This is a genomic window from Bacillus sp. BSL6 (genome assembly GCF_052928345.1).
Window position 1 is genome coordinate 17,177 of the sequence record NZ_JAVGCW010000009.1, and the last position, 20,168, is coordinate 37,344.

Here is a 20,168-nt window from a genome sequence, read left to right on the forward strand (position 1 = left end):
AAAAAAGAAGAACCTTCACAAGATTCCCCTTTTCAAAATGAACGAGTTCTCACTAGAACCCCCAACCATTTTCTTCAATGTAAAATTGATATTCTTCTAACTCTTCTTCACTTAACTTCTTATTATTTTCATGTACTTCTTGCCATTCAAAATAGTCTTCACTAAAATAAACAGCAAATTTAATTTTCACGTTCTTCTTCTCTGTATAATCATAGCCAGTAAATTCTACTACATCATAATCTTGTTCTTTCTTCACAAACTTCCAAGTTGGATTATCCGTCATAATCTCTAAAGTAATACCTTCACTACTTGAACGAACGACATTTTTAATATTCGGCTCAGTTGGTAAAAGTGAGAGTCCGAACATAGCCCCACCAAACACGATTCCAACTATAACCTGGAAACCAACCATACCAGCAAAACTAACTCCACCCTTTGATTGTAAGTAATACGCCTTCTCATGATCTGGCATATCTTCTCCCTTATGTAATACACGAACAGCGTGCTTATAATATAAACGATTTCCTTGCCATCCAGTAAATATCATCGTTCCTAACTGAAGGACTAAACTACATGTTAAATAAATCCCATCTGGAATATCTATAAAAGGAGTTACAACGATACTAGGTACCGCCAATAACGTAAGTATCATAAACAACTTATACATTTTACGATAAGCTAACCAAAAAGTTGGGAAGAAAAAGGCCACCCAATTCCACGTATTCCTTTGCGCTGGATTTTCTACTTTCCCCCATTTAAAGTCATAATAAGCTGTATTCTTTTGAACAACTTTATGCAACTCTTGCGGGGAATTTGTTTCTTGTAAAACAGTGTCCTTCACGTACATCATCCTTTTCTTCTTTCTACATACATGTATTTTATAGAAAAAAAAGAAGGAATCTAACAAAAAGTACATATATTTCATAAAAATGAACATAAATCGAATATATTCCTACAATTTCCCGTTTATTATTCCATTTTACTTTTAAATATATTAGAATACTTATGAATGATAGGTTTAATACACTAAGTTAATTATTTTATATATTCACTAAAAAGGATGCATCAAAATCATTTTATACATCTTTTTTAGTGAATATATACTACTATTTTAAAACAAACATCTCGACTTAAGAGAACTCACAAATTAGCTTTCTACTATTTCAAACATATTTCCACTTACGCAACTAATGAATAACGCATCATTGACTTTCTCCATTGCTACAATAAAATCTATTGCAACAACATTTTTAGGCAGTTTAATTATATCTTTTACCTCCCCACATGCAGCATCAAGTATTATCAATTCTAAATTTGAAGTTGCAATATAAATTTCTCCACCTTTATATAACAAAACCTCTGTAATATCATGTAGAGTATTATTGTTCCAAAGCACTTTACCTGTTTGAATATTAATACCACAAATTCTGCCTTCTCCTAAGGACAATACCATCATCTCTCCGATAAGAAATCGAGGCAATTCAATTTCAGACGGCATATTTACTTCATATAATTTTTGACTATTCTTATGATCATAACATTGTATTTGTCTACTTATATCTTCATATCCATACTCTGTTCTTGTTAATATTATTTTTGATTCATCTGATGCAATGTGAGAATACCAGGCCTCATCAAGAGCTTTTTCAAAAATTAAGTTACACCCCTCTTTTCCGTATTCCCACTTTTGTAATACCTCCATTGCTACACATATAAAATGTTCATTAGTTAAAGCAACTGGTTCATTTGGATTACATTCTTCAATTGTTTGTTTCCATCGTGTAGAAGCGTCTAATAATTGAATGGCAATTGTAGCGTTACTATATACATCCATTTCCCCATCTTCATCAGAAGGATTCCCTGCTAATACATAGTAATCTGGGCCCAGATGGCACTGCAATTTTTCTCCTCCGACTCGAACATTCTTTTCCCATACTTTTACTCCACTTTCAAGCTCTAATAAAACATTGTAGCCTTCCTGTGTAATAACTAATAAACGTGGTAATTCTTCCCTCGTAGTTTTTACATCTTGTATAATATGTCCTTCTATTTCTAAATTCCATAGAAACTCCCCAGAACTTGATGAAATAGCGTACAATTTCGCAATATTTCCTCCAAATCTATTCGCATGCCAAATAACTGTGACACCATTCACAGTTATGCAATTACAATCTTCTACTAGTGGAATATGACACTGCCAAATCTCTTCTTTCGTTTCACTATCGAGTTTACGAATTTTGTGGTTATTTTCCTCTACATAAAAGATACTCTTCTCATCATGAGATAGTACCGGAGTAAATATCGGTTCAACCTCTATCCCCTTTAAATAATTCCAGTTTAATTCATACTTACCACTTGTAGAATGATATGTTCGGTACATAATTGCGTTATTTCCATTTACAAGTTCAGAAAGAAATGGCTCAATTTCTAAAATTCTATGATACATATCTTTTATTCGGAAAGAATCAACTCCACTTATGTAAATCTGCTCTATCTCCTTTTTAAGAAACGAAAAGATTACTCGTAAAAATTGCTCGCTAACAACACTAGCTAACTTTTTTCCTCTCTGATTAATAATAAGAAAGTCCCCATCCTTCTTCTTAAACTCTACCTTTTTTTCATATCCATCTAAAAAAATCACAGCACCATCATCTTTAAAACATTCACCCCATGCGTCAAACAACTGACAAATCGGGTCGACTATGTCTGTTTTTTCTTGCAACACAATACTCTCATCTATACTAATTACTATTTCTCCGGTATTTTCTGTCGGCAGTTTATTTAGTTCGATTTGAAACTTTTTCATTATTTCCTCCCTCTATTGCTCGTTATTCAAACTAACTATAATATATGACATAAGATTCTTAAAACTATTATTTGAGGTGATCCAATATGAAGACTACAATTTGGACAGAAGATGATTATTTAAAACTAGCACCCATTAACGACGAACTAATCAAAAAAGCAGAAGAAGTACTGAATGTAAAGCTTCCAGAATCGTACATAAACCTTCTAAAAGAACAAAATGGAGGAACGCTTCGCCTTGATGCTCATCCTACTTCAGAGCCGAATTCTTGGGCAGACGATCACGTTAATGTTTCTGGCTTATATGGCATTTCTTTTGATGAAAATGAATCTAGTATTTTAGAGAGCCGTTATTTCATTCAGGAATGGGGAATGCCTGAGAATCTCGTACTTTTATCTGGGGACGGACATACATGGATTGCATTAGACTATCGAAATGTTGCTGAAAATCCTCCCGTTATATTTATTGATAATGAGGTTGAGCAAATTATTGAATTAGCACCTAATTTCGAGAGTTTCTTACAAAACTTAACTACGTACAATTATGACGAAGAGTAATTCTCTCTAAAGGAGTACGCAATAGTGCAAGATTTCATTATTAGTTTACACACTGCTTTAAAACCACTTGGATTTAAGAAAAAAAGAAACACATTTTCCAAAGCTGAAAACGGATTTTATAAACTCATTAACATACAAAAAAGTCAATTTGGAGATGACTTTTATATACATATAGGAGTTCATCCTATCGGTCTCCCGCAGCTTATCACGGACCAATTACTAATTAAAGAAAACATCTCAATATTCGATTGCATTCTGCGAACGAGAATAGAGCCTATACATATGAAACAGAACCAGTTATTGCATAATGTTTCACATGAAACTATCGACATTCCGAATTATCTTTCTACTATTTTCGACTGGTTTCAAGTGTGAGCATCTTATGAGAATTTAGTAAAAATAAATATACATTCCGTTACTCCAGTACTAGCCGTCGTTCCAATATTACAGGAAAAAGCGTTTTTGCTTCTTACTTGTTTCTCTTTCTACAATTTAAAACAGTACGAGCAAGCTAATCACTACTTCCAGCAATATTTGCAATGTGCTGTACATCTGAATACCGAGGAAAAAGAGCCCGTATTCTTTCACGAAGTTGACATGTATATGAAAAAACTAGTAGAAAACGCAATGTGATTTCATATTGTGCTTTCTACTAGTGCTTTATCACACTTTTATATCCTTCTCCTACAACGCCCAAGTAATATTCATTTCTTCAAACGACTCTTTACTAACTTTCAATCCTTCACTATCATCCATTCCGATCATTGCTACTTCTTCTTTAGACAACATAATTTCTTCGTTTGGATTTTTGATTTTTCTCTCATATACAAGTTGTACAAGCTCTATTTGTTCCTCTGTCAGCTCATACTCTTCTTCTAGTCTTTCCATTGCTGATTCTGTATCAAGTAATGGAATTTCTAATAAGAATCCGCCATGCTCTTCCATCTCTTCAAATGAATCAATTGAATACGCACCGCTATCCTCAATCCAAAATGCAGTTGTAATAAAAGGAACTGTTTCACCTTCTACTTCTTCTAATACATATTGAAGTGCTTCTTCTTTCGCAATATCTATTACTTCCGAAGGTGCCCCTTCAAAATAACTTTTCGCATCAATCCACTCATCAATTCTCTCACTATTCACATCTTGAAGACATACAATCGTATAATCCGGATGAAACGTAATTGTCCCTCTTCCACCTTGACTATCTTGCATACTGTAGTTACATCCATCCCATGAACTTTCATGCGAGAAATCAGGAGCATGTGCTACAAAGATTGCATTTGCAATTGAATTTAAGATGCAGCCTTTCCATAATTGTTCTCTATCTATATGTAATTTATATTTACTCATCGTCTTCCTCCACACACATATTTTTTCTATTATCTTTCCTCTACATAATACTTGTAAAGCCTTTCCCACCTACTACATAATACGAAAGACGCCCTTTCAAAAAGGCGTCTTTTTTACAGTTGAAAATTTACTAATAAATAAAATGAATTGTTTAATACATGAATTCCAATTGGAACGAGTAAATTGTTTGTTTTCTTATAGGTGTAGGCTAAACTTATCCCTATACCAAAAATATATAAAATACTCCCTACTGTAAGGGGATGCCCTAAAGTAAATATGAAAGCACTTATAACGGCACTACTAAGTGTAGAGAAGCGCTGAGATAATTTCATAAAAAACATACCTCGGAATACAAGCTCTTCCCAAATCGGCGCAAAAATCGTGAGTACAACTACATATAAAATGATTTCATTTTTAGTAGGCTCTATTACTATATTAGATTCCTCCACACGAAGCCCATGTGGTAAAACTAAATTTAATACCGCAAGATATATAAGCAGTACGATCATCGTCATTATTATTGTTACATAATGTTTTGAGTTATTGAATTGTATTGATTTTAGTAAATGCACACAGTAATTTCTTGCCGGTGCATACATTACAATAATCATACAAAACGTGAAGGGTGAAATGAGATGATTTACATACCACGGATATAATGAGAATTCATATAAAAAGTTCAAATAACCAATTCCATACATTACCCCAAAAATAATTACTATCATACCGATTACTTCTAGCATACTCATTTGTACATTCTTTTCTTTATATGTAACTAATTCCGTGTTCACCATATCCCCTCCAGTATAATTAAACCTTTTTAACCATTATATACCAAATCAAACGTAAAAAAAGACAATACACTCAACTGTATTGTCTATTTTCTTCCCTACCATTTCTCTCTGCACGTCTCAATTAAGTGCAGCAAATACCTCTTCGTCATATCTGCCCTTCTCCACCTTGAGAGCATTCTCTTTTCTTTTGGGTTCTGCCGTATTCTCGCTACTTCTTTTAATAAAAGCTCCCATTCTTCCGATGAACGTTCTAATAAGTATTGCAATCCTCTATCTTTTGAAACGATTGTTTTATAATTTAGTGTATATAAAATGCGCCCCATCGTAACAACCGCTGATTCTACCCATTCTTCTATAAAGAATAAATATGGCTGCTTCGCCTTCCCACTCCAATACTGTTCTACGTTGTATTTCATCGTATTTACTACATCATCCCACCTTATTTGGAATGAAAGTTCTTCTGCTTCTTTCCCGATTACTGTAATACCTTGATTTTTCAAAGTCCACCATGTGACTGCATTAATATCCCAATGTCCTATATTCGCCTTACCATCCGCACAATACACGTACTCATTCATTTCATCATTGTACTTCCCTAAATCAGCAAGCGGAATATACATACCATCCATTCTTTTCCCTAACGTACTACCACTAAGTTTCTTATGCAGTTCTACCAGTTGCTGTTTTTCAGCTTCATTCACGGAATCACTTATTACCGTAACAAAATCAACATCGCTCGTTTCTGCATGAAATGCACCGAGTGCGATGGATCCGTAAATGTATACCCCGACTATTTTTTCATCTAAAAAAATTTCTTTTAACCCTACTATGTACTGCTCCATCAACTGCTCTACTTCTTTCGGTAACGCATGCTTTACTACATTCTCCACATCTATCCCTCCAATAAAAAAAGCCTTTGCAAATTCGCAAAGACTTCCTGCTTTATAAATATTTCTCGATTTCTTCGTAAACATCCTTCAAACGAGGATTTCCTTCTCCAACAATTTCTCCATTTACAAGAACGACCGGATAAAATAAATCTTCCTCCACTACGCGCTCTGCGAATGCTTTTTTCTCTTCATCTTCTTGTTCTTCTTGAAAATCAATATACTCGAAATTAAATTTATTTTCTTGTCCTTCATATTTACGACCAATCGCCGCTTGTAACCACTCAAACGTTTCTGTTGAAGATGGCATTCCAACGCAGCTCGCACAAATTACTTTCGTCCCATACACTTGCACATTAACCATTTCTTCTCCCCCACTTCTTGTTCTAACAGTATATTCAGATACCTTATTACATAAGCACATCATTTTACAAACTTATTCCATACCCCTATACTGAAAAAACACGTTGTAAACATGATAAAAAATTTCGGCAATAAAACAAGAACAGAAAAAATAGATTTTCCCCTCTATCTTGATTATAATAAAACTGATGAAAGGAGTCGATAAAAATGGAAAACCCACATATGCAAGAACAAGTACTAGAAGTATTAGATAAATTACGTCCATTCTTACTTCGCGATGGCGGAGACGTTGAGTTAGTAGACATTGAAGAAGGTATCGTAAAATTACGCCTTATGGGTGCATGCGGAAGCTGCCCAAGTTCTACAATCACACTAAAAGCTGGTATCGAGCGCGCATTACTTGAAGAAGTACCAGGCGTTATCGAAGTAGAACAAGTATTTTAATTAAAAGCAGAAGCGGCTCGTTCAGAACAGGAGGTCATTGGAGCTCCTGACAAAGAGGCGCTTTTTGCCTCACAGGAAGGCGCGAAATGGCCGACTGTTCTAGCCGCTGGAGCTAGATATTAATTAAAAGCGGAAGCGGCTCGTTCAAAATGTGAGGGGGATGAAGCTTCTGACATAGAGGCGCTTTTTGCCTCGGCGGAAGAAGCGAAGCCACCGAACATTTTAGCCGCTAGAGCTAGATATTATCTAGCGGCTCGTTCAAAGCCACTTGCTAAAAGGAGACCAAATTTGGTCTCCTTTTTTTATACAAATCACATTTATCCGTTAACATCATAAAACAAAATTGGAAATCCTTCTCAAAAAATGCGATAATTGATACTATATAGTGAATCGTTCACACATATAAAGTAAAAAACATAGGGGGACGACACATGCCAAAAATGGGGAACACGTTTTTAACAATTCAAGAACTAGAAAAGAAAAAAGAGTATTTATTAGACCTTTCATCCGTTATACCAACATGGAATGCGAGCTATCAATTTTTATTTAAAGAAATCCAGCAAGAATTATTGAGTAAAGTAAATGAAAAAATCGAACAACATCAATTCATTTTAAATATATGTGCAGATCAACAAGTAGGGGCATAATGTATTACATACAATTGTGGTATATAAAAAAGAGACCTCAATCGGTCTCTTTTTTATATTTTTAAGACAGCCAATCTAATTTTCTAATCCCAAGCTTATCAACTGGTAAACGGAGTGAGCCATAAAAATGCTTCATAAATTGCTCAGAGCGGTTCACATCGTGTAGAATGGCTTCTAAGCGATCTCTATATATGCTTTTTTGTTCTTCGTTTCCAGTTTGGTAATATCGTTCGACTGTTTCAAAATAGTGAAGTGGGAACAGCAGTCTTGCAAATAATAGGCGCCACCCAAATGAGGATAGCGAATAATTCCGTTCATAATCTGTAACAAATTGAACGATTGTTTGCTCCCAGTCTTTCTTTTTTTCAATCATCATATAGCGGATTAATTCTGCTATATCTCGAGTCGGGTGATCATACACCCAGTCAAAAGGAAGTTTGAGACGCTTCGTTTGATGCCATAATAAAGGTGTGAATCGTTCTTGGCAAATTGTTGCTGCATCCGTTAGTTGCGGTGTGTCATCCATTTCTGTATCAACAACATATTGAATGGCATTTTCCGCAACTCCTAAGTAATACGGGAAGGATTCAATAAACAATTGATCGAATACGTCTGTAGGGTGGTTCATTACTTGTGATTGCCAAAACTTTTCTAACTGATCGAGCCTTTTTTCCCATAACGCTTTCCATTCACCAATGCGGCTTAATTGCTCAATTTCTTCTGGAAAGAATGCACCTCGTTTATGGAATATAGAAAGCTCACTTCCTAATGACGTAGCATGTCGTTCTAACGCGCGCATACCTTTTAATAAGCAGTAATTTTGTTCTTCTATCTCACTTACATAGTAGCCGTGTATAGTCGGAACGAAAGTCGCTACAGTTATATCCCCTTGCTGGTTCATATAGTCACTGAGCTTTTTCATCTCTACAAGTACTTCTTCCTCCATTTCTCCAATTGGAACAAGTACATAAATTTTGTTGCGAATCCAAAAGCTTTTATAGGGGCCAAGGGGGATTAATTCTTTAACATGCATATGATAATGCTCATAAATATGATGAATCATCGCAGTCGCCACCTATGGTTTTTCTTTATATATATGAGCTTGTGCTCGCCTTTCATTCCTATGCACATGATAAAGCAACGAAACGTATACAAATACTAAAAAGAAAAAAAGGTGATAAACATGAAAGAATCAAATCAACTACAAGAAAGAGCATTACAACTATTACAAGAACGCGGTGTAACAATTGACGATATTGCTGAGCTTGTTCATTTTCTTCAAAAAAAATATCATCCAAATTTAGAGATGTCAGAATGCCGTTATAACGTTGAGCGTGTATTATCAAAACGTGAAGTACAAAACGCACTAATTACTGGTATCGAACTCGATGTTCTCGCTGAAAAAGGAATGTTAAGTGAGCCGTTACAAGATATCGTAAAACGTGATGAAGGCTTATACGGAATTGATGAAGTGATCGCACTTTCTATCGTTAATGTGTACGGCTCTATCGGTTTCACAAACTTTGGATATATCGATAAATTAAAACCTGGTATTTTAGAATACTTAAATGATAAATCAACTGGAAAGGTGCATACATTCCTTGACGATATCGTTGGTGGAATCGCTGCCGCTGCTTCAAGCCGTTTAGCACATAGAGCTGAGCATTCGGAGTGAAATATGAAAGACCGTCAGTTTCATACTGACGGTCTTTTGTATTCCATGAGCATAAATTCTCTTCCGCGGCTCAAAAAAATAGGACCTTGTTGAAAACCTATTTTTTTATATAGCGTAATCGCTCTTGTATTAAATGTCGCTACGCTAAGTCGAAACGTTTTCGGCTTAAATTCTTTAACAGCAAAGGCTATCCCAGCTTGAAAAAATTCTTGCCCCATTCGCTTCCCTGTTAACGCCGGCTTCATGCCAAGTCCGATATCAATTACATCTTCTCCACCATATAAATGAACATCTCTTCCCCCTGGCACTTGTGCATTTTCTCCAAAGCAAAAATAGCCGATAAACTCTCCCTTATCGTCACAACAACCATAATACGTCCCATCTAATAATTCTTCTATTACTTCTTCCTCACCTGAAAAACTATACAAATGATAAGGTTCTTCATACATCCACGTATTTATCTCATTCGCTTCTTCTACCGTTAACTTATGTATATCCATCCTTCTCTCCCCTAATCAAATATTCTATATATACTCATTCATTTTTAGCGCCTCATTTCCCTCTAATCGAAATATGCATAATTACATACGCACACCTATGAAACAAATGGTACAATTTATTTGAATCGCTGTTGCTACACTTCTTGATCAAAGAAAAGGCGTTAAAACGGATATTAGCGCCTTATCAAACTCAAGCAATTGGCATATTTTGTCATCTTGAAAGACACTCAAAGGAGTGTCTTTTTTTCTATACCTCACAAGGACTTACTCATTTCAAAGCATCAATACATAAACTAATGTAACTCTTTACATGCACGAATCCTTTTCTCAAAGTTTTGAAGTAGACTCAAAATAAAAAAGCACTCTTGCCTAGAGTGCTTTTTACTTTCAAATCAGGAGGTTACATATATGGATAGTACTCTCGTATTTAACTTCGGCATTGGTATTATCATTATTTTATTTGTTTTCTTTGTTCTTTGTATGAGTGGTGTGTAACAGTCTTTTATGCTGATAACTCTTTTAAAGTATCACTTAATTTGAACTTTCTTAATTGTAATGATGCAATCAATGCTGCCCCCGCTCCAAGCATCACGCTAGCTAAAGCCAGTATGACAACTTGATTATACGGAATAATAATAACCGTTAACTCTAAGCTTGATAACACGATATAACTAAACAAAATCCCACCAAAAATGCCAATGCAACCAGCTATCGCTCCAAGTAAAGTTCCCTCTAATAAAACGATCCTTCTCATTTGCTTTGGGGTAGCTCCTACCGCACGAATCATACTAATTTCAGCACGTCTTTCATGTAAACTTGCGACTATCGCATTCATTAATCCTATACCAGAAATAATGAAAACAATTACAACTAACAAGCGAATTAACATCATCATTTGTGATAATAACTGCTCTTGTTCTTTCAATAAATCATGACTATTTATAACTTCTATATTCTCTTTATTCTTTGTAATTTCTTTTACTTGCTTCTTAATTGCTTCAAATGACTGATTAGAATTTGTCATAATTTGAATCGCTTCATATCCTTGTACGTGAAACTTATCGCGAGCCCATTGTTCATTTACAAAAACATCTAACCCTCTTAACCTTAATCCTTGCTCAATAATCGAAACGACTTTAATCGTTTGTTTTTCTTTTCCCTTTCCTTGTACTTCAAACGTATCTTGCAACTGAAGCCCTAAATTTTTAGCCACTTCCTTCGTAATGACTCCCTCACCATCTTGTAACGGCTTACTTAAACTTTGCCCTGAAATCACTTTCGCCTTTGTTACTTTCTGATACGCTACAATATCATTACCTACAACTTCCATTGAATCAGAGTTCAAATTGTTTTTTTTCCTAAATTCATACCATTCTTGATTCGCTTTTTTAAAGTCATAATTCACAAGCTTTGCTGTAAAGTCAGTAGCATTCCCAACACTCGCCTCTACACCATCAATTTTTTTAACCTTCTCCATCCAACTAAACGGTAATGTTTCTATTCCTTGCGACTCTACTGGAATTCTTACTACTAAGTCCGCTGGTAAATGTTTTTGTAATCCTTTTTTCATACCTTCATACATAGAGTTTACATACATCGTTCCAACAAGTGCTAACATAAAACCAAATGCTAGTATAGCAACCGACACAGCTGCCTTATTTCGATAACGAATGACATTCCGGCTACTAATCGTCGTTTCAATTCGTAATATCATTTGAATCGGTTTTGCAATCACTGGTGCTATCACGCGAATAAATAACGGAATCGCAAATAACAAACCGACCGCAAATAAAAGCGCTCCTATCGCACTTGGATTAAAACCGATATACTCCTCTAATACGCTACCTGCTAGTCCAATAACAGTACCAATGATTAAAATGCTAAGGCTAAAAGCACTCCATCTTTTTTCTTTTCTCTCATTACTAGGAAGACCTGGGCGGAGTGCTTGAACTGGTGGAATCTTTCTAACCATAAAAGCTGGTATAATAGCCCCTAGGATAGACATAACAATCCCTAGTAAAAAAGTAATGAGTAAAATCTCACTTGAAATCGCGAATGATGCTTTCCCTGCTTCCTCAATATTCACCCATTTGTTAATGAATGATGCTGCAATTGTTTGCGTACCTGCTCCAAGAATAACTCCTGCTAGTGATCCGATTGCCCCAATACATAAAGCCTCTAATAAAACGACTACTATAATTTGATTTGGGTTACTACCGAGTGCACGTAATAATGCCCATTGCTTAAATCGACTTCTGACAGATAAGAAGAAACTTCCCATTATTAAAAGGGCTACTACAAATAAGGCAATACCACCTAAACTAAAAATTAAAGGCTTCATTACATTTAGTCGTTCAAATGCCTTATCGACATAAGTACGTTGATCCACCTTTATATTTTCTATCTTCTTATTTACCTCAAGAGCAATCGTCCTTTTCACATTTACATCGGCTGTTTTCACTTGAACGAGATTGAACTGATTTGGTAGATTTAATTCTTTTTGAAGCCAATCGATTGGAAAATAAGCACTATGTCCCATTGCTGCCATTAACGGCGGATTTAAAATGCCGACGACTTTCACATTCTTTTCTCCATGCTGCGGAAATGGCAACTGAATCGTATCTCCTATCCGTATATTTTCACGTTCTGTATACCCTTTTGTCAGCGCTACTTCAGCCCCTTCTTTCGGATATCGACCTTCTACTATTTTATAAGAATGCATTTCTGGAGAATCTTGCTCAACACCCCAATAGGACGGCTTTCCTGATAGCTCTTTATAATTTGGAAAAGGATACGGTATAAGTACTTTTGATATTTTTTCAGCATTTTCTAAGCCATCTATTCCTTTTAAACTTTCATTATTTAAATACATATCGTTTTTTATATAGCCAAATTGTAAATTATAATCTCCATATCGGCTTACTACTTGTTCCTTCACACTCTTCTCTACTGATTGATTTCCTAGCAATAACATCGTCGCTAACATAACACCTAAAGCTGCACCGAGAGCAATCAACATATTTCGCAGCCAATTTTGTTTCATCGATTTTACCGCATATTTAATTACCCATTGCATCACCTTTACCTCCTACTTTAAAGTGGCGATTCATAATCTCTTGAATATGAGTAACTTGTTGCGGGATATTTCGAAATTTCCATCCTTTACTTTCAGCATGTTCATGAATCACTTCACCATCTAATAAGAAAACAACTTTATCCGCATGAGCCGCTACGAACGGGTCGTGCGTTACAATAACAGCTGTTTTCCCTAACTCATCACACGCATTGCGAAGTGCCGCAATTATGTTTTTGCTATTTTCCGAATCTAATGCCCCTGTTGGCTCATCCGCTAATATAATTGCCGGTTCATTTGCAAAAGCTCTTGCTATCGCAACCCTTTGCTGTTGCCCGCCTGATAACTGTGCTGGTAAATGTTTTTCTTTTCCCTTCAATCCAACAAGCTCTAATAAACGAGTTGCTGTCACCGTTGCCTTCTTTTGCGATACATTATCTAACAGTAACGGCAACCCCACATTCTCCTCTGCACTAAACACCGGAATCAAATTAAACTGCTGAAAAATAAAACCGATTTTATGCCGTCTAAATAAAGCGAGCTCTTTTTCTTTTAATGTGGAAATCTCTGTACCGTCTACTCGAATACTACCTACCGATGGAATATCTAATCCACCTAACAACTGAAGTAAGGTCGTTTTACCCGAGCCACTTGCTCCCATAATACAAACGAAATCTCCTTTTTGAATTTGAAGATTAATGCCTTTTAATATTTTGACTTTACTATCCCCAATATCAAATGATTTTTCTAACCTTTCAATTTCAATAATATTCATCCCCATATCCCCTTCTCTCTCTATTTACCAATCTATATATTCTATTCAGAAATGCAAAATCCCTACTATTTTGTATTTTTTTGTCACATACTAACATTTGTTTATCACAGCAAAAAAATTGACTCTTACAAGAAAAGTAACCACAATAGTTACATGAATACATAAAAACCATTCACATATCCACAAATAGGAGGAATAACAATGAAACATGTAATCGTTTATGCACACCCAAATACAGAAAGCTTCAACCATGCGATTTTAGAAACGGTAAAAAATGAATTAGAAGAAAAAGGTCATGAAGTACGCGTTCGCGATCTATATGAATTAAACTTCAATCCAGTATTAGGCGCTTCCGATTTCATCTCATTTTCTCAAGGAAACACACCAGCAGATATTAAAGAAGAGCAAGAGCATATCTCTTGGGCTGATACCATTACATTCATTTACCCAGTTTGGTGGGCGGGACTTCCTGCTATTTTAAAAGGATACGTTGACCGTGTATTTAGCCACGGCTTCGCTTATGCTTACGGTGAAAATGGCATCGAGAAGTTATTAAGCGGTAAAAAAGGATTATTATTATCTACAATGGGAAATACGAAAGAGGCATACACAGCAGGCGGTATGTTTGAAGCAATGAAAAAAACAGCTGATGTTGGTATTTTTGAATTTACAGGTATTGAAACAATTGAGCATACATTCTATACGAGTGTTCCTTCTGTGGATGACAGTGTGCGTAAACAATATCTTGAAGAGGTTAAAGATGTTGTGAGTCGTGCATTTTAAATAAAATTATATCAGCACAACTCAGATTATATCGGCGATTTTCTAAATATATCGACTTACCAACAAAAACCGACACTAATCACAACTGAATATTAGCCCACACCAATCGGGCTACCCGCAAATATTAGAAAAAAAGCTGCTCCAAAGTTTGGAACAGCTTTCTTCATTACATCTTCTCAATCCACTCCGTCAAGTTATGCACAACTTGCGTCGGTTGAACTTCGTATTCTGTTAACTTCTCCACAGTTGTTACTCCAGTGTGGACAAGAAGCGTATGCATGCCAGCATTTATTCCTGCTAAAATGTCTGTGTCATAGTTATCCCCAACCATTAATGCTTCATTTTTTTCTATGCCAAGCACTTTTAAAGCTTGTTCCATAATGATTGATTCTGGTTTTCCGATAAAGATCGGATCCACACCTGTTGATACTGCTACAACTGATGTTAATGAACCGTTACCTGGTAATAATCCGCGCTCAGTCGGAATGGCAATATCTCCATTTGTAGAAATAAACGTTGCGCCGTTACGTACAGCAAGACAAGCTTTTGCTAACTTTTCATATGTGATGTCACGATCTAAGCCAACAACAACGAAATCAGGATTTTCATCTACAAGTTCAAATCCTTTTTCCACAAGCGCATCATGTAAACCTTCTTCACCAATCATATATACAGTTGCGTCTTGTTTACGTTCGTAAATGAAGTTTGCTGTTGCCATACTCGTTGTGAATACTTGCTCTGCTTTCGCTGGAATATCGAAACGAACAAGTTTTTCTGCCACTTGTTCTGGTTTACGAGTTGAGTTATTCGTAACGAATAAATACGGAATGCCGCGCTCTCCTAACGCTTTGACGAAGTCGCTTGCTTCTTCAATTTGTTCTTCTCCGCGATACATTGTACCGTCTAAGTCAATTAAGTAACCTTTATACATCGATTATGTCTCTCCTTCTATGCTAACGTTCTCACCTTATCATATCACTCTTATATTACCCGCTTTTCCAAAAGAAAAAAACGCTTTACCTTAAAGCGCCCCATAACGTTCATTTTTTCTCTTTTATTTGGTAAGAACAACTACAATCGCCCTCGCACATGTTTGCTAGCGTTTTCACATCTGCGTTCGCAAATAAACGATTATACATCTCTTTTTCATCTTCACACACTTGCGGGAATCTCTCGGCAATTTCCTTTAACGGACAGTTTTGCTTTTCAATTACGAAAGAATTCTCTCCGTCTCTCTTAATTTGAACCATATAACCATTTTTCTCTTGCATAGCTGCTATCTCTTGCACTTTATATGCTAAATTCTTTTGATTACTTACGCGCTTTTGTAACTGTTCTTCCATACGCTTCGTTCTCTCTTTTAAAACGTAACGAAGTATTTTTTCATCGCCCATTCGTGCTAAATCTTCTAGCATATCAATCGCAAATTGCTTATACTCTTTCGGGAATGTATCTTCTCCCTTTTCGCTTAATCCATACAAATAAGTTGGTCTTCCGACATGTTGCCTTACCATCTTGGAATAGATGAAACCATCTTTCTCAAGATTACTTAAATGTCTTCGAATTGCCATTTCTGTGATCTCTAAAACTTCAGCTAGTTCCGCTACGGTGTGCTCTCCCTTTACTTTCAACAACTGCACAATTTCATCTTTCGTCGTACGTGCTTCCCCCATGTTTCACCCTTCTCCCTCACATACAATATAAGACCCCCAAAAGCATTCTCTGGGGATCTTATAAGCATAATTATTCTGGTACAAATGCAGATACAGGTCCTAATTCCTTTTCTAAATAACTGCGAATATTTGCTGGGTATTTCCCTACCACCGCAATATGTTTTTGAATCGTCTTATATAATTCATCATGATTCATTTGAATATAATCTTGCGTAAGCATTTTTCGAAGAAGAATCACTTCTTTCATTCCTTGTCCTTCTTCTGCACTTATCACTCGCTCGTCCATTAAAATATCGATAATATCTTCATAACTTCCTGGATCGCGCATAATAAATCCATCAATCATCGCATTTCCTACATCTAATACAGAATCAATCATTAGATGCGCTATGCGTTCTAATGCGTAAAATTCAAACTCGGTTTCATATATCTTTTTCTCTTGAAATGTACTTGTTGCTCGTTCTAAACATACTAGCATTTGTTCTATTTTCTTTCTGTCTACAAAATACATGAATGTCACCTACCTGGAAATTAAAGCATTTACATTTTAATTGTAACGCTTTCTTCTGAAAAAATCGACAATTTTTCGAATTCACCTTTTCCCCGTAATTTGTTATAGTTATATTTGTATGATTTTTGAAATTGGAGGAATGGAATCTTGGAACGTGAACTCGCACTAGAAATTGTCCGTGTAACAGAAGCAGCAGCATTAGCATCCGCACAGTGGATGGGCCGCGGAAAGAAAAACGAAGCAGATGATGCAGCAACTACAGCAATGCGTGATATGTTCGATTCAGTAAACATGGCAGGTACAGTTGTAATTGGTGAAGGAGAACTTGATGAAGCACCGATGTTATATATTGGTGAAGAACTAGGAACAGGTAACGGTCCAGAAGTAGATATCGCCGTTGACCCATTAGAAGGTACAAACATCGTTGCAAAAGGTCTTGCAAATGCAATGGCAGTTATCGCAATCGCAGATAAAGGAAACCTTCTTCATGCTCCTGATATGTACATGGAAAAAATCGCGGTTGGTCCAAAAGCAGCTGGTAAAATTAGCTTAGATGATCCAATTGAAAAAACAATTGAAATTGTAGCGGAAGCTAACAATAAAAAGATTCGCGATCTAACAGTTATCGTTCAAGAACGTGAACGTCATCAAGATATTATCGATCGTGTTCGTGCAAAAGGTGCACGCGTAAAATTATTTGGTGACGGTGATGTTGGTGCGTCAATCGCAACAGCACTACCTGGAACTGGTATCGACTTATTCGTAGGTATTGGCGGAGCTCCAGAAGGCGTTATTTCTGCAGCAGCATTAAAATGCCTTGAAGGTGAAATGCAAGCTCGCTTAGTTCCAATGAACAAAGAAGAAGAAGCTCGTTGTCGTGAAATGGGATTAGAAGATCCTCGTCAACTTCTTATGTTAGACGATTTAGTATCTGGTGATGATGCAATCTTCTCAGCAACTGGTGTATCTGCTGGTGAGTTATTAGACGGCGTGAAATTCCTAGGCGGAGATTTAGCTGAAACATACTCTATCGTAATGCGTTACAAAACAAGAACGGTACGATTCATTAAAACGCATCACCATTTAGATCATAAGCCACACTTAAACTTAGATATTTAATAAAAGGAGCCATGTGTATGGAAGAACGTTTCTTTCTGTACGACGACACTGTCGCTACAAAAACTCGTTTCGTTAGCTTTATGGGAGAAAATGAGCGTCATGATTTAGCGCTACTATACTCCGATCGTCATTACGGTAAAACAATTGTCCTTGATATGCAGCGTAATAAATTTGCAATCATCGGCGCCGACGATTTAAACGAACCAGGCTACTTAGAGCACGCATTTTCTATGACTGAAGAAATTGCAGAAGAACTACGCTCATTTTTATTTGAACTTATATAATTTATCTTAGGCACCAGCTTTTTAGCTGGTGTTTTTTCGCTTTAAGTATTTTGAATTTTCAAATATTCATGTTATAATGAAGAATAAATCTATTTGGATAGAAAGGACGTTATCTACGTATGCCAACATTTACTTTGTAATGGACCAGCAATTGGATAGCATTACTCTCAAAAAAGCACCACGCTTTTTCAAGGGAGTAGTCTGCCCATTCCCATTACAAAGGAGCGTAACGCATCTGTAGTATGATGTTTACGGAGGTTCCTCTTTGGGGAATCTCCTTTTATTTTTATCTATTTCTCCTGTCTTCATACTACAAGACATCCAAATAGCTGTATTACGTTCCTTTACCACTACTATAAGAGGTGAAGGAAAATGCAGAAAGTACAACTTTCTTGGAGTTTATATGAAAACGAGCAAAACACAATCGAAAAGTATTGTAAAAATTGCAGACGCACTACCCTATTTACCGACACAAATATTCGTAGGCATAACGCCAACGGAAAAAACATATATCGCTTTGCTATTTATAAATGTCCGAAAGATCATACGTGGAATCAAAAATTGCGTATTTATAAATCATTTACTGACCACGTTGAAACAGTTGATATGACGCAGCAAGATCAAACGGAAACAACTACTACTATTTCCATTACACAGCATAAAGAAAGTGGCATAGCTGAAATTACGATTGTATTAGACCTCGTTTTCGGTTCCCACCGGATGGATAAAGCTTTATCCACATATATTTCAGATTGGAGCCGTACACTCATTGTGGATAAAATTAAAAACGGGGATATTCAATTGAACGGGCAACAAATGAAACCAAATACAATACTTTCTGAAGGCGATCGTATCTCGATTTGTTTATAAATGAGAATATGCAAAAAATCCTCTTACAATCGTAAGAGGATTTTTTTATTTCTTCACTTTTCGTAATACGAAATGTGCACAACCGAAGTTACAGTACTCGTATAAATACTCCGATAACGTACTAATTTTCGTATCATATGTCGCACGCTGGTTACTATCATCAAAGAATCCGCGCAATCTAAGTTGCTCATAACCCCAGTCCCCAACAATGTAATCATATTTATTTAAAATTTCTGCATAGCGCTCTTTAAATGCTTCTTCACTAAAACCGTCACGAAAGTTTTTAATTACTTCGTACTGCACATTATTAATGCTCACCGTAGCATGAATCTCCTGCTTTTGCTCCATCATTAACTTCCTCTCTAAGCATTCTTCTTTTTATCGTATCACAAAGCATACCAACCAACAATTTCAAATACAAAAAATTGAAAATTAGTGCATGCTATGGAGAAGGAGGTGATACATCGTGAAAAAACAAATTATACTTTCTCTTCTCACTCTTTCCTTATTTGCAGGCTGCCAATCAACGAATAAAGCCGAAATGGAACGTGAAGAAGGAAGTCGTGTTCTTGTTTCCAACAAAAACGACATGTATCATACGGAAAATACAAATACACGATTAACGAGAGTCGGCTATTCATCTAAACAAAAGCATGAAGTATCTAATAAACAAGTAGGAGCCATTAACCGTGAGAAAGTCGCTGAAATGATTACAAGTATGACAGTCAAACTTCCTGACGTTACAAACGCTGCTACGCTCGTTACAGACGATGAAGTATTTGTTGTATACCGTGCAAACACAACGGATCCGAAACTCGTAGCGGATCAAGTATATAGAGCTGCTTTGTCCATCGTCCCTCGTTATTATAAAGCATATGTATCAACAGACCAAAAGTTGATTTCTCAAATTCAAGGGCTTCAATCTGGCGCATTAAATGATACAGAATATACGCAAAGCCTCGATATGTTAAAGCGCGAAATGAGCAAAAATCCTCATTTGAATAATACAGAGAATCAAACTTTGAATAATATGATTAAAAAGTAAAACAGGTGG

At 36.1% G+C, this 20,168-nt stretch carries 23 protein-coding genes and 1 pseudogene; 10 read left to right on the forward strand and 14 right to left on the reverse strand.

Translation table 11 applies throughout. The features are described 5' to 3' along the window. Positions 1-52 precede the first annotated feature (52 nt). Both RCJ96_RS23045 and RCJ96_RS23050 read right to left on the reverse strand, forming a co-directional pair. Positions 53-847: a DUF2628 domain-containing protein gene (locus tag RCJ96_RS23045; protein WP_416504340.1), complete on the reverse strand. Its 795-nt coding sequence runs from the start codon at positions 845-847 to the stop codon at positions 53-55. Positions 848-1,147: 300 nt separating this feature from the next. Beyond that, complete coding sequence (locus RCJ96_RS23050; protein WP_416504339.1) at positions 1,148-2,806, reverse strand: outer membrane protein assembly factor BamB family protein; 1,659 nt, start codon at positions 2,804-2,806, stop codon at positions 1,148-1,150. A gap of 86 nt (positions 2,807-2,892) precedes the next feature. Here RCJ96_RS23050 and RCJ96_RS23055 point away from each other — a divergent pair, with 86 nt between their 5' ends. Then, positions 2,893-3,363 carry an SMI1/KNR4 family protein gene (locus tag RCJ96_RS23055; protein ID WP_416504338.1) on the forward strand — a complete coding sequence of 157 codons (471 nt, stop codon included), beginning with the start codon at positions 2,893-2,895 and terminating at the stop codon, positions 3,361-3,363. Between the two features lie 24 nt (positions 3,364-3,387). Continuing rightward, positions 3,388-3,996: pseudogene (locus RCJ96_RS23060) on the forward strand (DUF4304 domain-containing protein). Positions 3,997-4,047: 51 nt separating this feature from the next. Here the strand turns inward: RCJ96_RS23060 and RCJ96_RS23065 are convergent. The 4 genes from RCJ96_RS23065 to RCJ96_RS23080 all read right to left on the reverse strand — a co-directional run bounded on the left by RCJ96_RS23065 (position 4,048) and on the right by RCJ96_RS23080 (position 6,761). After that, positions 4,048-4,716 carry a hypothetical protein gene (locus RCJ96_RS23065; protein ID WP_353822469.1) on the reverse strand — a complete coding sequence of 223 codons (669 nt, stop codon included), beginning with the start codon at positions 4,714-4,716 and terminating at the stop codon, positions 4,048-4,050. A 113-nt stretch (positions 4,717-4,829) separates the two neighbouring features. Then, entirely contained in the window at positions 4,830-5,507 is a 678-nt protein-coding gene (locus tag RCJ96_RS23070; RefSeq protein ID WP_416504337.1) for a CPBP family intramembrane glutamic endopeptidase, read from the reverse strand. 98 nt (positions 5,508-5,605) lie between these two features. Then, positions 5,606-6,400, reverse strand: coding sequence for a nucleotidyltransferase domain-containing protein (locus RCJ96_RS23075; RefSeq protein WP_416504336.1), 795 nt, complete (start codon positions 6,398-6,400; stop codon positions 5,606-5,608). 52 nt (positions 6,401-6,452) lie between these two features. Then, positions 6,453-6,761, reverse strand: coding sequence for a DUF1462 family protein (locus RCJ96_RS23080; protein WP_000248594.1), 309 nt, complete (start codon positions 6,759-6,761; stop codon positions 6,453-6,455). A 206-nt stretch (positions 6,762-6,967) separates the two neighbouring features. Between RCJ96_RS23080 and RCJ96_RS23085 the strand changes: the two genes are divergently transcribed. After that, positions 6,968-7,204: a NifU family protein gene (locus RCJ96_RS23085; protein ID WP_000431159.1), complete on the forward strand. Its 237-nt coding sequence runs from the start codon at positions 6,968-6,970 to the stop codon at positions 7,202-7,204. 431 nt (positions 7,205-7,635) lie between these two features. Continuing rightward, positions 7,636-7,851 (forward strand): hypothetical protein, encoded by a 216-nt coding sequence (locus RCJ96_RS23090; RefSeq protein WP_001125488.1) that lies wholly within the window; start codon positions 7,636-7,638, stop codon positions 7,849-7,851. Positions 7,852-7,912: 61 nt separating this feature from the next. Here the strand turns inward: RCJ96_RS23090 and yutH are convergent, their stop codons facing one another. After that, entirely contained in the window at positions 7,913-8,914 is a 1,002-nt protein-coding gene (gene yutH, locus RCJ96_RS23095) for a spore coat putative kinase YutH (protein ID WP_000581272.1), read from the reverse strand. Positions 8,915-9,034: 120 nt separating this feature from the next. Between yutH and RCJ96_RS23100 the strand changes: the two genes are divergently transcribed. Next, on the forward strand, positions 9,035-9,526 hold the full coding sequence (locus RCJ96_RS23100; RefSeq protein ID WP_000665103.1) for a phosphatidylglycerophosphatase A family protein: 492 nt from the start codon (positions 9,035-9,037) through the stop codon (positions 9,524-9,526). Positions 9,527-9,546: 20 nt separating this feature from the next. Here the strand turns inward: RCJ96_RS23100 and RCJ96_RS23105 are convergent, their stop codons facing one another. The 3 genes from RCJ96_RS23105 to RCJ96_RS23115 form a co-directional block, all read right to left on the reverse strand. Next, entirely contained in the window at positions 9,547-10,026 is a 480-nt protein-coding gene (locus RCJ96_RS23105) for a GNAT family N-acetyltransferase (RefSeq protein ID WP_074606398.1), read from the reverse strand. A gap of 502 nt (positions 10,027-10,528) precedes the next feature. Further along, positions 10,529-13,102: an FtsX-like permease family protein gene (locus tag RCJ96_RS23110; RefSeq protein WP_446699863.1), complete on the reverse strand. Its 2,574-nt coding sequence runs from the start codon at positions 13,100-13,102 to the stop codon at positions 10,529-10,531. After that, on the reverse strand, positions 13,086-13,874 hold the full coding sequence (locus tag RCJ96_RS23115) for an ABC transporter ATP-binding protein (RefSeq protein WP_074606402.1): 789 nt from the start codon (positions 13,872-13,874) through the stop codon (positions 13,086-13,088). Before RCJ96_RS23115 ends, RCJ96_RS23110 begins: the two co-directional genes overlap by 17 nt. A 201-nt stretch (positions 13,875-14,075) precedes the next feature. Here RCJ96_RS23115 and RCJ96_RS23120 point away from each other — a divergent pair, with 201 nt between their 5' ends. After that, positions 14,076-14,657 (forward strand): NAD(P)H-dependent oxidoreductase, encoded by a 582-nt coding sequence (locus RCJ96_RS23120; RefSeq protein ID WP_416504334.1) that lies wholly within the window; start codon positions 14,076-14,078, stop codon positions 14,655-14,657. 166 nt (positions 14,658-14,823) lie between these two features. Here RCJ96_RS23120 and RCJ96_RS23125 read toward each other — a convergent pair whose 3' ends face one another. The 3 genes from RCJ96_RS23125 to RCJ96_RS23135 form a co-directional block, all read right to left on the reverse strand. Beyond that, positions 14,824-15,588: a TIGR01457 family HAD-type hydrolase gene (locus tag RCJ96_RS23125; RefSeq protein ID WP_000276467.1), complete on the reverse strand. Its 765-nt coding sequence runs from the start codon at positions 15,586-15,588 to the stop codon at positions 14,824-14,826. A gap of 109 nt (positions 15,589-15,697) precedes the next feature. Continuing rightward, positions 15,698-16,330, reverse strand: coding sequence for a helix-turn-helix transcriptional regulator (locus tag RCJ96_RS23130; RefSeq protein ID WP_000503356.1), 633 nt, complete (start codon positions 16,328-16,330; stop codon positions 15,698-15,700). A gap of 70 nt (positions 16,331-16,400) precedes the next feature. Further along, on the reverse strand, positions 16,401-16,841 hold the full coding sequence (locus RCJ96_RS23135; RefSeq protein WP_000274014.1) for a DUF86 domain-containing protein: 441 nt from the start codon (positions 16,839-16,841) through the stop codon (positions 16,401-16,403). Positions 16,842-16,988: 147 nt separating this feature from the next. Here RCJ96_RS23135 and glpX point away from each other — a divergent pair, with 147 nt between their 5' ends. From glpX to RCJ96_RS23150, 3 genes are all read left to right on the forward strand, one after another. After that, entirely contained in the window at positions 16,989-17,960 is a 972-nt protein-coding gene (glpX, locus tag RCJ96_RS23140) for a class II fructose-bisphosphatase (RefSeq protein ID WP_033696597.1), read from the forward strand. A gap of 17 nt (positions 17,961-17,977) precedes the next feature. After that, complete coding sequence (locus RCJ96_RS23145; protein WP_000392606.1) at positions 17,978-18,244, forward strand: DUF3055 domain-containing protein; 267 nt, start codon at positions 17,978-17,980, stop codon at positions 18,242-18,244. 372 nt (positions 18,245-18,616) lie between these two features. Continuing rightward, positions 18,617-19,114 carry a cytoplasmic protein gene (locus tag RCJ96_RS23150; RefSeq protein ID WP_242304757.1) on the forward strand — a complete coding sequence of 166 codons (498 nt, stop codon included), beginning with the start codon at positions 18,617-18,619 and terminating at the stop codon, positions 19,112-19,114. A 45-nt stretch (positions 19,115-19,159) separates the two neighbouring features. On the opposite strand, the gene RCJ96_RS23155 is transcribed toward RCJ96_RS23150, so the two are convergent. Further along, positions 19,160-19,462: a YutD family protein gene (locus RCJ96_RS23155; RefSeq protein ID WP_000435941.1), complete on the reverse strand. Its 303-nt coding sequence runs from the start codon at positions 19,460-19,462 to the stop codon at positions 19,160-19,162. 118 nt (positions 19,463-19,580) lie between these two features. On the opposite strand from RCJ96_RS23155, the gene RCJ96_RS23160 reads away from it, so the two are divergent. Beyond that, positions 19,581-20,159 carry a YhcN/YlaJ family sporulation lipoprotein gene (locus RCJ96_RS23160; RefSeq protein ID WP_087968577.1) on the forward strand — a complete coding sequence of 193 codons (579 nt, stop codon included), beginning with the start codon at positions 19,581-19,583 and terminating at the stop codon, positions 20,157-20,159. The last annotated feature ends 9 nt before the right edge of the window (positions 20,160-20,168 follow it).